This window comes from Noviherbaspirillum cavernae, from assembly GCF_003590875.1.
GTDB classification, from domain to species: Bacteria; Pseudomonadota; Gammaproteobacteria; order Burkholderiales; family Burkholderiaceae_D; genus Noviherbaspirillum; species Noviherbaspirillum cavernae.
In genome coordinates this window covers 604656-618099 of the sequence record NZ_QYUN01000003.1, presented here as the reverse complement: position 1 = coordinate 618099, position 13444 = coordinate 604656, and the positions used below count along the sequence as shown (strand labels likewise).

General features: G+C 52.7%; 9 protein-coding genes and 1 rRNA gene. 2 read left to right on the top strand and 8 right to left on the bottom strand.

The window, feature by feature from the left end:
• Window positions 1-26 precede the first annotated feature (26 nt).
• The 8 genes from D3870_RS21310 to D3870_RS21275 all read right to left on the bottom strand — a co-directional run bounded on the left by D3870_RS21310 (window position 27) and on the right by D3870_RS21275 (window position 8640).
• Window positions 27-1557: ribosomal RNA gene (locus D3870_RS21310) — 16S ribosomal RNA — on the bottom strand.
• Between the two features lie 351 nt (window positions 1558-1908).
• Complete coding sequence (locus tag D3870_RS21305) at window positions 1909-2469, bottom strand: winged helix DNA-binding protein (RefSeq protein WP_119743048.1); 561 nt, start codon at window positions 2467-2469, stop codon at window positions 1909-1911.
• A 318-nt stretch (window positions 2470-2787) separates the two neighbouring features.
• Complete coding sequence (locus tag D3870_RS21300; RefSeq protein ID WP_119743047.1) at window positions 2788-3492, bottom strand: ABC transporter ATP-binding protein; 705 nt, start codon at window positions 3490-3492, stop codon at window positions 2788-2790.
• On the bottom strand, window positions 3492-4205 hold the full coding sequence (locus D3870_RS21295; RefSeq protein ID WP_119743046.1) for an ABC transporter ATP-binding protein: 714 nt from the start codon (window positions 4203-4205) through the stop codon (window positions 3492-3494). Before D3870_RS21295 ends, D3870_RS21300 begins: the two co-directional genes overlap by 1 nt.
• A gap of 2 nt (window positions 4206-4207) precedes the next feature.
• Window positions 4208-5245: a branched-chain amino acid ABC transporter permease gene (locus D3870_RS21290; protein WP_119743045.1), complete on the bottom strand. Its 1038-nt coding sequence runs from the start codon at window positions 5243-5245 to the stop codon at window positions 4208-4210.
• Window positions 5246-5269: 24 nt separating this feature from the next.
• On the bottom strand, window positions 5270-6136 hold the full coding sequence (locus D3870_RS21285) for a branched-chain amino acid ABC transporter permease (RefSeq protein ID WP_119743044.1): 867 nt from the start codon (window positions 6134-6136) through the stop codon (window positions 5270-5272).
• A gap of 168 nt (window positions 6137-6304) precedes the next feature.
• Window positions 6305-7570: an ABC transporter substrate-binding protein gene (locus tag D3870_RS21280; protein WP_119743043.1), complete on the bottom strand. Its 1266-nt coding sequence runs from the start codon at window positions 7568-7570 to the stop codon at window positions 6305-6307.
• 92 nt (window positions 7571-7662) lie between these two features.
• Complete coding sequence (locus D3870_RS21275) at window positions 7663-8640, bottom strand: TRAP transporter substrate-binding protein (RefSeq protein ID WP_158590541.1); 978 nt, start codon at window positions 8638-8640, stop codon at window positions 7663-7665.
• Window positions 8641-8854: 214 nt separating this feature from the next.
• Here D3870_RS21275 and D3870_RS21270 point away from each other — a divergent pair, with 214 nt between their 5' ends.
• Window positions 8855-9430 (top strand): winged helix DNA-binding protein, encoded by a 576-nt coding sequence (locus D3870_RS21270; protein WP_119743041.1) that lies wholly within the window; start codon window positions 8855-8857, stop codon window positions 9428-9430.
• A 17-nt stretch (window positions 9431-9447) separates the two neighbouring features.
• Complete coding sequence (locus D3870_RS21265) at window positions 9448-13128, top strand: hydantoinase B/oxoprolinase family protein (protein WP_119743040.1); 3681 nt, start codon at window positions 9448-9450, stop codon at window positions 13126-13128.
• The last annotated feature ends 316 nt before the right edge of the window (window positions 13129-13444 follow it).

Below are 13444 nucleotides of genomic sequence, written 5' to 3'. Positions count from 1 at the left end.
GCACTTGACGCTCGTGCAAACTCTAGAAAGGAGGTGATCCAGCCGCACCTTCCGATACGGCTACCTTGTTACGACTTCACCCCAGTCACGAATCCTACCGTGGTGAGCGCCCTCCTTGCGGTTAGGCTACCCACTTCTGGTAAAACCCGCTCCCATGGTGTGACGGGCGGTGTGTACAAGACCCGGGAACGTATTCACCGCGACATGCTGATCCGCGATTACTAGCGATTCCAACTTCATGGAGTCGAGTTGCAGACTCCAATCCGGACTACGATACACTTTCTGGGATTAGCTCCCCCTCGCGGGTTGGCGGCCCTCTGTATGTACCATTGTATGACGTGTGAAGCCCTACCCATAAGGGCCATGAGGACTTGACGTCATCCCCACCTTCCTCCGGTTTGTCACCGGCAGTCTCATTAGAGTGCCCTTTCGTAGCAACTAATGACAAGGGTTGCGCTCGTTGCGGGACTTAACCCAACATCTCACGACACGAGCTGACGACAGCCATGCAGCACCTGTGCGCCGGTTCTCTTTCGAGCACTCCCGCCTCTCAGCAGGATTCCGACCATGTCAAGGGTAGGTAAGGTTTTTCGCGTTGCATCGAATTAATCCACATCATCCACCGCTTGTGCGGGTCCCCGTCAATTCCTTTGAGTTTTAATCTTGCGACCGTACTCCCCAGGCGGTCAACTTCACGCGTTAGCTGCGTTACCAAGTCAATTAAGACCCGACAACTAGTTGACATCGTTTAGGGCGTGGACTACCAGGGTATCTAATCCTGTTTGCTCCCCACGCTTTCGTGCATGAGCGTCAGTGTTATCCCAGGGGGCTGCCTTCGCCATCGGTATTCCTCCACATATCTACGCATTTCACTGCTACACGTGGAATTCTACCCCCCTCTGACACACTCTAGCCGTGCAGTCACCAATGCAGTTCCCAGGTTAAGCCCGGGGATTTCACATCGGTCTTGCACAACCGCCTGCGCACGCTTTACGCCCAGTAATTCCGATTAACGCTTGCACCCTACGTATTACCGCGGCTGCTGGCACGTAGTTAGCCGGTGCTTATTCTTCCGGTACCGTCATCCCCCCGAGGTATTATCCCAGGGGATTTCTTTCCGGACAAAAGTGCTTTACAACCCGAAGGCCTTCTTCACACACGCGGCATTGCTGGATCAGGGTTGCCCCCATTGTCCAAAATTCCCCACTGCTGCCTCCCGTAGGAGTCTGGGCCGTGTCTCAGTCCCAGTGTGGCTGGTCGTCCTCTCAGACCAGCTACTGATCGTCGCCTTGGTGGGCTCTTACCCCGCCAACTAGCTAATCAGATATCGGCCGCTCCACGAGCATGAGGTCTTGCGATCCCCCACTTTCATCCGTAGATCGTATGCGGTATTAGCCAGTCTTTCGACTGGTTATCCCCCACTCCAGGGCACGTTCCGATATGTTACTCACCCGTTCGCCACTCGCCGCCAGGATTGCTCCCGCGCTGCCGTTCGACTTGCATGTGTAAGGCATGCCGCCAGCGTTCAATCTGAGCCAGGATCAAACTCTTCAGTTCAATCTCTGTTTCTGCCCTCTCGGGCACAGTCGTTTCCGACTGGTCGCTCACTCAAAATACTGACAGGTAACTTCTTGCGAACTTACCTATATTTCTTTGCGAGCACTTGATATTTGTAAAGTTACACAGCAAGGCAAAACCCCGCTGCCGCACTCCCATCAAGCACCCACACTTATCGGCTGTTAATTGTTAAAGAACCACCCCGCCCGCACCGCATTCCTGCGACACCCCACCGAATCGTCTTGTTCGGCAGCAGCAGAGAAACGAGATTATGCAGGGGTTTCACCAACCCGTCAACTCCCAGTGAGAAAATTTTACGGACTTGACCAGTTTGACTATAGGGCCCATTTTTCACATCGACGTCGCTGATCTTGCAGCTTGATCATAAAGACCGGACAATATTCTGAGAAAACGTGCAAGTTCGCTTAATTCAAAACTTTCCGTTCCATCGCCCGTCAAACCGGACACAAGGACGCGCTCGCGAATCTCGTGATAGCGCTTGCACAGCGCCTGACCTGCTTCATTGGTCGAATACAGCACTTCCTTCCCTCTGCGTTCTGTTTTAACCAAGCCCAAAGTATGGAGCTTCTTCAAAGAATAATTGACGATATGGGTGTCTTCAATATTCAAGATAAACGCAATATCGGCTAACTTCTTTTCACGTGCACGATGATTAACGTGATGCAACACCAACACATCTGTAAACGTCATATCCTTCATGCCGGCCGCAGACATACATCTGACGGCCCATCGATTGAAGGCATTTCCTGCAATGATCAAGCCGAATTCGAATTCGCTTAATTCTGCACTGCGTCCCGAAGCGAGATGCGCAGAAGACACTATTGGCATCTTGGTAGCAGGCACCGAAGGTTGGGCAAATGTCGCCTTCGAGTTGTTTTTTTCCTTTGGCATTACGGAAAACTCCAAATGAATGTTGAGTTGGGTGATTTGAGTCCTTCAAAAACCCGTCACCAACATCTTAACCGGAGAATACACATCACCTTGAAAATGAACCCGGGCGTACTTCTTTCTTATGTTGGACAATTACTACCCGGAGATTTTTCTCATCAACATGGCTTTGATCAAGTGAGTGACAAAAAAGGTCGAACACCTCGCCCCTACTAACAACATCACGCACGCAAATGCAAGAACTTTCGCCAAATCATAGTTGGGTTGACAAATTTGCCAACCCAACCAATCGCCATCGGGAGAAAACTCTCCTGCCGAAACCTACAACCCCAAGTATGCTTTCTTGATGTCCTCGTTATTCAGCAAGTCCTTGCCTGTCCCTTCCATCACTATTCGGCCGGTCTGGATCACATAGCCGTAGTCGGCGATTGCCAATGCTTTGTGCAGACTTTGCTCCACCAATAGTACAGATACGCCTTGCTCATTTACCATCTGTATTGTGTCGAGCACCTTCGTCACGAACTTTGGTGCAATACCCCATGATGGCTCATCAAGTAATAGCATCTTTGGCTTGGCCATCATGCCTCGACCAATCGCCAGCATCTGCTGCTCGCCACCGCTCATCGTGCCGGCAAGTTGACTGCGACGCTCTTTCAGAATGGGAAACAACGAGTAGATATGTTCGATCGAATTCTGAACTTCTTGCGCGTCATCCCTAGTGTACGCTCCCAGCTCGAGATTACGCTCCACCGTCAAGCGGGCAAACAAGCGACGCCCTTCGGGTACAAGTGACAATCCCATTGGGACTCGCTTGTGAGCAGGAATATTATGAATTTCCGTATTATTGAAAGTAATCTGGCCTTGGTCCGCCGCATTGAGACCTGCAATTGCGCGCAAGGTAGTCGATTTGCCATTGCCGTTCCCCCCAACCAAAGCAACGAGCTTCCCCTTGCCAACATCCAAATCAACCTTCGACACTGCCAACACACCGTCGTAACTTACCTTTAGATTACGAACCTGTAGCATCACTCTTCTCCCAAATAAGCCGCAATCACCTGCGGATTGTTGGATACTTCTTCCGGCTTGCCATCGGCGATCTTCTTGCCATAATCCAGCACGACAATCGCATCCGCAATCGGCATGATCCCTTCAAGCACATGCTCCACGATCAAACATGAAATTCCTCGATCTCGAATCTTGAGGACGACATCCACCATGTCTTTCACCTCGGTCGGATTCAAGCCTGCCATCACTTCATCCATCAGCAGCAGCTTTGGATTTACCGCAAGAGCTCGCGCAACAGCAAGGCGGCGTTGCTCACTAATGGTCATGCTGCCCGCAGCCTTGTCCTTGAAACGACCAAGGTTGACGAAATTGAGAAAATCAATTGCATTGCGGCGCGCGGTCCGCACATCGCGATTGATGAGAAACGCACCAACCATCACGTTTTCCAGCGCGGTCATGCTGGTAAAGGTGCGGGCGACCTGAAAGGTACGCCCGATACCTGCATGCGCACATTGTTCCGGCGTAAGGCCTGAGATTTTTTGATCATTCAGCCAGATATCACCCGAAGTCGGCGGAAAATAGCCGGCGATGCTGTTGAACATCGTGGTTTTTCCCGCGCCATTGGGGCCAATCAAGCCAACGATCTTGCCCGCTCCGACTTCGAACGATACGTCCTGGTTTGCGGTAATACCGCCAAACTTCTTGGTTACATTCTCGACGCGCAATAAGCTCATTCTTATACTCCTTTTGCGTTTTGCGACTTCAGTGCCCTGCGGGCGGATAGATTCTTGATCCAGCCCATGACACCAGTCGGGTAATACACGGCAATCACCACGATGAGTGTGGCATAAATGATGAGATCTGTTCCGCGTCCGGAACCGCCAAACATCACCCGTGTCCCCTCATCAATAATCGTCAAAACACCGGCACCGATAACGGGACCAAACAGGGTGCCAATCCCTCCCAAAATCGATACGAGCGCCATCTTGATAGACACTGCGGTACCCAAGACAGAAGCGGGATCGATATAAAGTTCTTTCTGGGCATAAAAGCTGCCCCCGAGGGCGGTGAAGAAACTGCTCACGGCAAAAGCGATCTGCTTGTATTTGCTGAGACTTACGCCAAGACTTCTTGCAGCATCCGGCTCATCTTTGATGGCGCGGAAATAATAGCCAAGATAGCTTTTTTCAATGATGAAATTGGCCAACAACGTCAACAGCAACAGGCCCAATGCGATGTAATAGTACGGGACCTTAGAAGCAAAAACGAAAGCACCCCATCCTTCTTGATCCATGGGAATGGTGATTCCGACAGCAGCGCCGGCGAACTCCCAATTGGTAAAAACAATTTGAACAATTTCGGCAACGGCAATGGTTGCCATTGTGAAATAGTGTCCTTTCAGTCGAAAACACGACCAGCCAATTACAAGGCTAATTGCTGCTGCGAACACTCCACCCAAGAGCATTGCAATCCACGGATTGACTCCGAATTGGGTGAACAGAAGCGTTGACGTATAGGCACCCAAACCGTAAAACGCGACATGGCCAAGCGATACCTGCCCTGCGTAGCCACCGACGATATTCCATGCGACGCCCATCTGCGCGGCCATCATGACGAGGATCGCAACATTCTGGTGTGATGGGCTATCGGAGAACCACGGAAAGAGTGCTGCAACCACAAGCACCGCCAAAAGAATGATGTGACCACCACTAATGGTCTGCATCGGAGCAACGTTCGCTTCGATGGGTTGTACAATTGTTGGATTCTTGTTCATTTTCGTTTCCTCGATAATTCTCTATCAAGCCTTACCCATCAAACCCTGCGGGCGGAACATCAGTACTGCGAGGAACAACACAAGCACGATCGCAAGCTTGTATTGCGGGCCAAGAAGGAATCCTCCAACCACCTCAATCACACCGACCAAAACACCGGCAATGAGCGCGCCAACAATGCTGCCAAAGCCGCCGAGATTCACCACGACGAAAGCAATCAGAATAAAGTTCGCCCCTACTTCCGGGAAAATCGGAAAGAATGTCGATAGCAAAGCGCCTGCGATGCCTGCACATGCAGCACCGATACCCCAAGCAAGGGCAAACATTTTTTGTGAATCGATTCCCATCAGGCGCGCCGCGTCCTTGTCTGCGGCGGTTGCCTCAAGTGCCGCACCAGCTTTGGTTTTCGTCAAGAATAAATAAACCCCGGCAGTAATCAGAATGGCCCCGACGCCGGCAGTCACTTGCGGAAGTCCGATCTGAAATCCGGCAATTTGCACAGAGCCGCTCACAATCGATTGGTCAACGGTACGGAAATCCGGCTTCCAGAAAAACTGTGCGATACCTCGAAACAACAACATCAGCCCGAACGTCGTAAACAATTGCGACACCATCGGCGCAGTAACGATCTTGCTAATGACCAGCTTGTACACCATCACTCCAAAACCGAACAAGAATAGTGTCGTCAAGGGCAGTGTAAATATCGGATCCAGCGCATATAGGGCGTACAGCCAAAAGCTTGAGTACATCCCGAACATCAAGAATTCGCCATGCGAAAAATTAATGATGTCCATCACACCAAAAATCATGGTGAGTCCGATCGCCACCAAAGCATAGATCAACCCGATCAGCACCCCAGATGCCAGGGTCTGCAAAAATATTTCCAAAGACATTGCGATTCTCCTCCTACTAACTAACTCATTCACATCATTTAAGGCTGCTAATTCGGACGATCGATGAACCTATGCAGCCGCCCGCAACCCGACGCTGCGGGCTGGCCCAATGAATCTAACCTGCTTCACGCCGCCAAGGTGCCGGCGGCGTGGTCCGACTATACGAGATTACTTGCGCTGATCCCACTTCGGCATTGGCCACGTGACGTCACGTGTCGCGAGGTCAAACGGCCATACTGTGTTGTACTTGCCGTCAATGATCTGAACCAGGATGCCAGAGCCGTACACGTTCTGACCGGTCGCGTCAAACTTGATCCCTTTCCACGGCATGATCAACTTGCTGCCGGGGATATTGGTTTCAGTCAGCGCCTTGCGAACTGCCTCTGTATCGGTTGAACCAGCACGGTTAATTGCGTCTGCCAATGTCATCAGCCCTGTGAAGGTACGCGAGGAGTTTCCAGTGAAATTCGCTTTGTATCGGCTGTTAAAGAGGTCATTGACTTGTTTGATCAATGGATTCTTTTTGGCCAAGTCAAGCGACCATACCTCGCGCGTAATCACATAATCTGCATCTTTACCCAAAGTGCGGATGAACTCGGTATCGGTGAACCCTGCGTTGTTCGCGAGGATCATGTCCGGGGAAAAGCCAAGTTCCTTGTAGGTTTTCATCGCCAGAATCGCATCCCCCAGATAGGAGGATTGCATCACGACTTGCGGGCCGCCAGCCTTGAGCGCCTGAACTTCGGACGTCAATTGTGTGCTCTTCGCAGGGTACGTAATGGTCTTCACCAAGTTGTAACCCTTTTCCTGCGCCAGTTTTGTCTCCAGCTTGGTTGTCTCGTTGCCCCACAAGGTATTTTCGTTAAAGGCACCAAGTTGCTTCACCTGAATACCTTTCTTCGCTTCCATGTCCTTGAAAAAGTCGAAGAAATTCTGCACAAACAAGTCGTCGTGAGCAGTGGTACGGAAGAACCACTTGAAATTGCGCTGTGTCAGCGTTGCCGACGAAGATTCCGGATTCAGGAATGGGACCTTGTTGCGCTCGGCAACCTGACTTGCCGTCGCCGTCACGTTACTTTGATAGGCACCCACCAAGGCGATCACTTTTTCCTGCGTGATCAGGCGTTCCGCCTCTGTGGCACCAACTTGCGGATTGCCCTGATGATCGGCGAATATCAGCTTGATCTTCGCGCCTTTCAAGTTAGGGAGGCCGCCACCTGCCGAGAACGGCAGATCCGGAATCCCCTTGGCACCGTTGTTGATGATATCGGCCGCCAGTTCAAGCGCATTCTTCATTTCCGCGCCACTGGAGGCGGCAGCTCCAGTAAGAGGATATATGACGCCGATCTTGACTTCCTGTTGTGCGTAGGCGGACACGCTGAACGAAAGCGCAACACCGACTTGAACAACTCGTTTGATTGTTTTTCCAAACATGCTAAGACGCTCCTTTTTGTGTATTACCACTTAGATTCCCCTCCCCCATTTTATTGGATCGGGAGCTTAGAACTACATGTTGCTTCAGCCTCTTACTTCATTGAACGATCTGTTGTGTACTTCAACAGGATTTTCAATTCTTCGCTGCCTGCTTGCTTCAACCATTCCCGCGCAAGGTTTTCACCGATGCGATCCAAATATCTCCGGATGTATGGATCCACTATCGATACATTGACCTTGTTTGCCGCAAGCTGATTTTCGTAATCCTGATCGCTATTCTGACTGAGCTTCCAGCCGCGCTGCTCGGCCACCCGCGCAGCGTCAAAAAGTTTCTTCTGGGTGTCGCTGTCTAGCCTATCAAAAATCTTCTTGTTGATGAACACTATATTCTTGGGGATCCATGCATTCACCCTGTAATAGTGCTGCATCCTGGACCAAGCCTTGGTCTCAACGCCAGTCCAGCTCGAAGTAATCATCAGATCGAGCTTGCCATCAGAGATCGCCTGCGAAAGATCTATCACTTGTATGGTCACCGGCTTGGCACCCACCAGCTCTGAAATGCGCTCGCTCGCAGGACTATACGCGCGCATGCGCAGACCCTTGAAGTCACGCATGGTATTGATTGGATTTCTGGAATAAAGATTCTGAGGAGGCCACGGCACCGCATAGAGCAATTGAAGTCCACGCTCACTCAATGCTTTCTCAACGCTTGATCTCGATGCATCCCACATGCGGCGCGCATCCTCATAGCCCGACACGATGAATGGCAGCGAATCCATGCCAAACAAGGGAATTTCCTTCGCGAGGCTGGACATGATGACTTCGCCCGCTTCCACCTTGTCACGGCGGACACCTTCAAATATCTCATTGGGCTTGAGTAGAGTTCCTGCCGGGTGAATCTTGATGCTGACGCGCCCACTGGTCGCCGTGGCGACATCGCTGGCGTATTGCTGCAGGTTTTGCGCATGAAAATTGTCTGCTGCGTACGCAGTTGCCATGTTGATCTTCAGCGCCTCCGCATGCACGAAACTCTGCGCGAACAACAAGGCCGTGCAAACTGCAAGCATCATGCTTCTTACTGCCGCGAACCCTGACCTCATTGTTTCCCCCTGGATTTTTTCTTGAATTTTTCTTGAATAATAAACTTTACGTCGATAAAATGTCAACAAAGTATTATTGATTTCGTCGATAGTATGTCTACAATAGCCAATATACTTTGACAGTCAAGAAAAAGTTGACGAAGAATTCAGAGTGCCAGCAGTAGAGGGCCAGGAGAGGGCCGCGATGCGCAAATCCGATACCAATGAACCGAATCCAAACGGCGTGCCGATACAGCATGCCGTTACAAACAATGGGGTAACGGGCAAGCCAAGGCTGACTCCCAAGCTGCAGCAGGCCGAACAAGATGCGTTCGTCGAGATGGAACTTGGGACGGTCGGTGCTGCACATGCATTTCAGCGCTGGATTGCTTCCTGCATGAAGTCAGCGGGCTTGAAGGATCTGACGCCAGTGGACGTCCTGGTTATGCATCATGTGAATCACGGCAGTCATAACCGGCGACTCGGCGATATCTGCTTCGTCCTCAATATCGAGGACACGCATGTGGTGGCTTACTCGATACGCAAGCTTATCGGACTCGGCGTTATCAGTTCCGACAAGCATGGCAAGGAGGTGACGTATTCAACTACTTCATTGGGCCAGGAGTATTTGCTGCGTTATCGGGAAATCCGCGAGCGTCATCTGGTTGATGCGCTTGCGACGCTTGGCCTCAATAAATCATTACTTGAAGAACTCGCGCAGTATCTGCGCAAGATGTCCGGACTTTACGATCAAGCCGCACGCGCGGCCTCATCTCTTTAACGAAAGGTGAATGCACCATGAGTCAACAACAGGTATTACAGGGTGAACAGGATAAGCGGTGGCAATTTTGGATCGACCGTGGAGGCACATTCACCGACATCGTTGCACGCCGGCCTGATGGCAAGCTGATTACGCACAAACTGCTATCCGAAAATCCGGAGCAGTATAAGGACGCGGCAGTCGCCGGAATCAAGCGCTTGCTCGGCATCAAGCCAACCGATCCGATTTCGCCAAAGCTGGTGGAAGCGGTAAAGATGGGGACTACGGTCGCCACCAATGCACTGCTCGAGCGCAAGGGCGATCCAACCGTGTTGTTTATCACCAAAGGGTATCGTGATGCTCTGCGCATCGCGTATCAAAACCGCCCGCGACTGTTCGATCGCAATATCGTGCTGCCTGAATTGCTGTATGAGAAGGTGGTGGAAGTCGATGAGCGCATCGGTGCCAAAGGCGATATCGTCCAGCCTCTGAACGAAGCGCAGGTTCATCAGGAACTGACCGCGCTCTACGCACAGGGTTATCGCGCCATTGCCGTCGTCTTGATGCATGGTTACCGCTACACCCAGCATGAAGAAGCGATCGGCAGCATTGCTCAGAAAATCGGCTTTACCCAGATCTCGATCTCGAACAAAGTCAGCCCGATGATGAAATTGGTGTCCCGCGGTGACACCACTGTGGTCGACGCGTACCTGTCTCCGATCCTGCGTCGCTATGTTGACCAGGTTGCAAGCGAAATGGATGGCGTGCGCCTGCTGTTCATGCAAAGCAATGGCGGATTGACAGACGCGCATCGCTTCCAGGGCAAGGATTCCATTCTGTCCGGTCCTGCCGGAGGCATCGTCGGCATGGTACGCACTGCCAAGACTGCGGGTTTCGACAAAATCATCGGCTTCGACATGGGCGGCACTTCGACTGACGTGTCGCACTATGCAGGGGAATTCGAACGCGAGTTCGAGACACAGGTAGCAGGGGTACGGATGCGCGCTCCGATGATGAGCATCCACACCGTGGCAGCCGGCGGCGGTTCGATCCTGCATTTTGACGGCACGCGCTACCGTGTCGGCCCGGATAGCGCCGGTGCGAATCCGGGCCCGGCCAGCTATCGCCGCGGCGGAAAACTGGCGGTCACTGACTGCAATGTCATGCTCGGCAAGATCCAGCCAAAATATTTCCCCGCGGTTTTCGGTCCCAATGCCGACGAAACACTCGATCGCGATGCTGTCGTTCAAAAGTTTTCCGACATGGCGGAAGAAATTTATCGCGCCACCGGCAAACGCAACACGCCAGAGGAAGTTGCGGAAGGCTTTATCGAAATCGCCGTCGGCAACATGGCCAATGCAATCAAATTCATCTCGGTGCAGCGCGGCCACGATGTGACCGAATACACGCTCACGACCTTTGGTGGTGCAGGCGGACAGCATGCATGCCTGGTAGCGGATGCATTGGGAATGACACGCGTGTTCGCCCATCCATTCGCCGGTGTATTGTCCGCGTATGGCATGGGTCTGGCGGACCAGACTGCGATGCGTGAACAAGCCCTGGAACTGTCCCTGTCGCAGCAAGTCATGTCGGAGCTGGAACAGAAACTCGGCGCGCTGGCAGATGAAGCTCGCAATGACCTGCTGTCGCAAGGCGTGGAGCAGAAGCGTATCGATGTCATCAAACGCGCCCATCTGCGCTATGACGGAACGGATTCCGTCATCGTCGTGCCGTTCGACGCAGTGGAGAAAATGATTGCGCAATTCGAAATCTCCTACAAAAAGCGCTATTCGTTCCTCATGCACGACAAGGAGATGGTCGTCGAAGCCATTTCCGTGGAAGCAATCGGCTTGTCGGAAGAGGCCTCCGCGCATGTGGAGGAATTATCGCCACGCGAAGGGGCGTTGCATGCCGCCGAAATCGTCAAGCTGTTCTCCGGCGGGAAGTGGCACGACACCACCCTCTATCGCCGCGACGACATGCGTCCTGGCGACGTGGTGCGCGGCCCGGCCATCATCGCGGAGAAGAATGCCACCAATATCGTGGAACCTGGTTGGAGCGCGGAAGTAACCGCACTCAACCATCTGGTGTTGACACGTGTTGAGGCACGTCAGCAGCGCAAGGCAATCGGCACCACAGCTGACCCGGTAATGCTGGAAGTGTTCAACAATCTCTTCATGAGCATTGCCGAACAAATGGGGCTGCGTCTGCAAAACACGGCGTTCTCGGTCAACATCAAGGAACGTCTCGACTTCTCCTGCGCATTGTTCGATGCCCAAGGCAATCTGATCGCGAATGCACCGCATATCCCGGTACACCTGGGATCGATGGGCGAAAGCATCAAGACCATCATCCGCGAAAACAGCGGCAAGATGCAGGCCGGCGACGTCTTCATGCTCAATGATCCGTACCACGGCGGCACTCACTTGCCGGACGTGACCGTGATCACACCGGTATTCGATCACGCAGGCAAGCAAGTGCTGTTCTACGTCGGCTCGCGCGGACACCACGCAGATATCGGCGGCATCACACCCGGCTCCATGCCTGCGGACAGCAAGATCGTGGAAGAGGAAGGCGTCTTGATCAACAACTTCCAGCTGGTCAAGGCCGGTCGCTTCCTCGAGCAGGAAACCATTGCGCTGCTCTCGTCCGGCAAGTACCCGGCCCGCAACATCTCGCAGAACCTCGCGGACCTGCAGGCGCAGATCGCCGCGAACCAGAAAGGCGTCGAAGAATTGCTGAAGATGGTCGATCACTTCAGCCTCGAAATCGTACAGGCCTACATGAAGCATGTGCAGGACAATGCAGAAGAGGCTGTGCGCCGTGTGATCACCGCATTGAAGAATAGTCATTACGAGTACAAACTCGACAATGGCGCGGTCATCAATGTGGCGATCCGCGTCGATCATGCCAAGCGCAGTGCAGACATCGACTTCACCGGCACTTCGCCACAGTTGAACAACAATTTCAACGCGCCCAGTGCAATCTGCATGGCGGCGGTGTTGTACGTATTCCGTACCTTGGTCGACAACGAGATTCCGCTGAATGCGGGCTGCCTGAAACCCTTGAACGTCATCATTCCGGAGGGTTCGATGCTGAACCCGCGCTATCCGGCTGCGGTCGTTTCCGGCAACGTTGAAACATCGAGCTGCATCACGAATGCACTGTACGGTGCGCTCGGTGTGCTTGCCTCGGCCCCCGGAACGATGAATAACTTCACCTTCGGCAACGACAATTACCAGTACTACGAAACGATCTCGGGTGGTTCGGGTGCCGGCAATGGTTTCAACGGTACTGACGTGGTACAGACCCACATGACCAATTCGCGTCTGACCGATCCGGAAATCCTGGAATGGCGATATCCGGTGCGGCTTGAAAGCTATGAAATCCGGCCGGACTCCGGTGGCCACGGTGAATGGCATGGCGGCAATGGCGGCATTCGCAAAGTACGCTTCCTTGAGCCAATGAAAGCCTCGATCCTGTCGAATAACCGGATCATTCCCCCATTTGGCACTGCTGGCGGCGAACCGGGCCAATGTGGCAGGAACTATGTCATCCGTACCGATGGCCGGCGGGAAGAGTTGGGTTTTGTATCAACCACCGACATGAATCCTGGCGACATTTTTGTCGTTGAGACTCCTGGTGGCGGCGGATATGGAACTCCAGCATCGTCAGCGCCACTCACAAAGGTAACGGAGAAGGCGCTGGCTGAATCCTGAGCTGAATCCGCGTATCCAGGAAGCTGGTGAACGATCCTCGCTATTCCAGCCTCCAACGGTTTGCGTTCGTACCGTGTCTCCCTTCTCGGTAACGTTCGAGAAGCTTCCCATGCCTGCTCAACGCAGGCATGGGTTTTTTATTTTTGATGCCCGCACTATCGGGTGGGTTTGATCAAATGTTGACACGCATAGCCACGCCTGAAAAATCAAGTAAAGCAGGCGCTGTTTTTTATGAATCGATTTTCTGCAATCAAACCAGAAGTGGTGCCGTCAAATAAGATGGTGCGGCCATTGCAGCCAATGATGGAGACGAAAT

What these genes read in the sequence shown, in the direction of transcription:
- D3870_RS21275 (WP_158590541.1), bottom strand. Translation starts at nt 8,640, where the DNA reads ATGATGCTTGCAGTTTGCACGGCCTTGTTGTTCGCGCAGAGTTTCGTG.
- D3870_RS21305 (WP_119743048.1), bottom strand. Translation starts at nt 2,469, where the DNA reads ATGCCAAAGGAAAAAAACAACTCGAAGGCGACATTTGCCCAACCTTCG.
- D3870_RS21265 (WP_119743040.1), top strand. Translation starts at nt 9,448, where the DNA reads ATGAGTCAACAACAGGTATTACAGGGTGAACAGGATAAGCGGTGGCAA.
- D3870_RS21285 (WP_119743044.1), bottom strand. Translation starts at nt 6,136, where the DNA reads ATGTCTTTGGAAATATTTTTGCAGACCCTGGCATCTGGGGTGCTGATC.
- D3870_RS21270 (WP_119743041.1), top strand. Translation starts at nt 8,855, where the DNA reads ATGCGCAAATCCGATACCAATGAACCGAATCCAAACGGCGTGCCGATA.
- D3870_RS21280 (WP_119743043.1), bottom strand. Translation starts at nt 7,570, where the DNA reads ATGTTTGGAAAAACAATCAAACGAGTTGTTCAAGTCGGTGTTGCGCTT.
- D3870_RS21290 (WP_119743045.1), bottom strand. Translation starts at nt 5,245, where the DNA reads ATGAACAAGAATCCAACAATTGTACAACCCATCGAAGCGAACGTTGCT.
- D3870_RS21300 (WP_119743047.1), bottom strand. Translation starts at nt 3,492, where the DNA reads ATGCTACAGGTTCGTAATCTAAAGGTAAGTTACGACGGTGTGTTGGCA.
- D3870_RS21295 (WP_119743046.1), bottom strand. Translation starts at nt 4,205, where the DNA reads ATGAGCTTATTGCGCGTCGAGAATGTAACCAAGAAGTTTGGCGGTATT.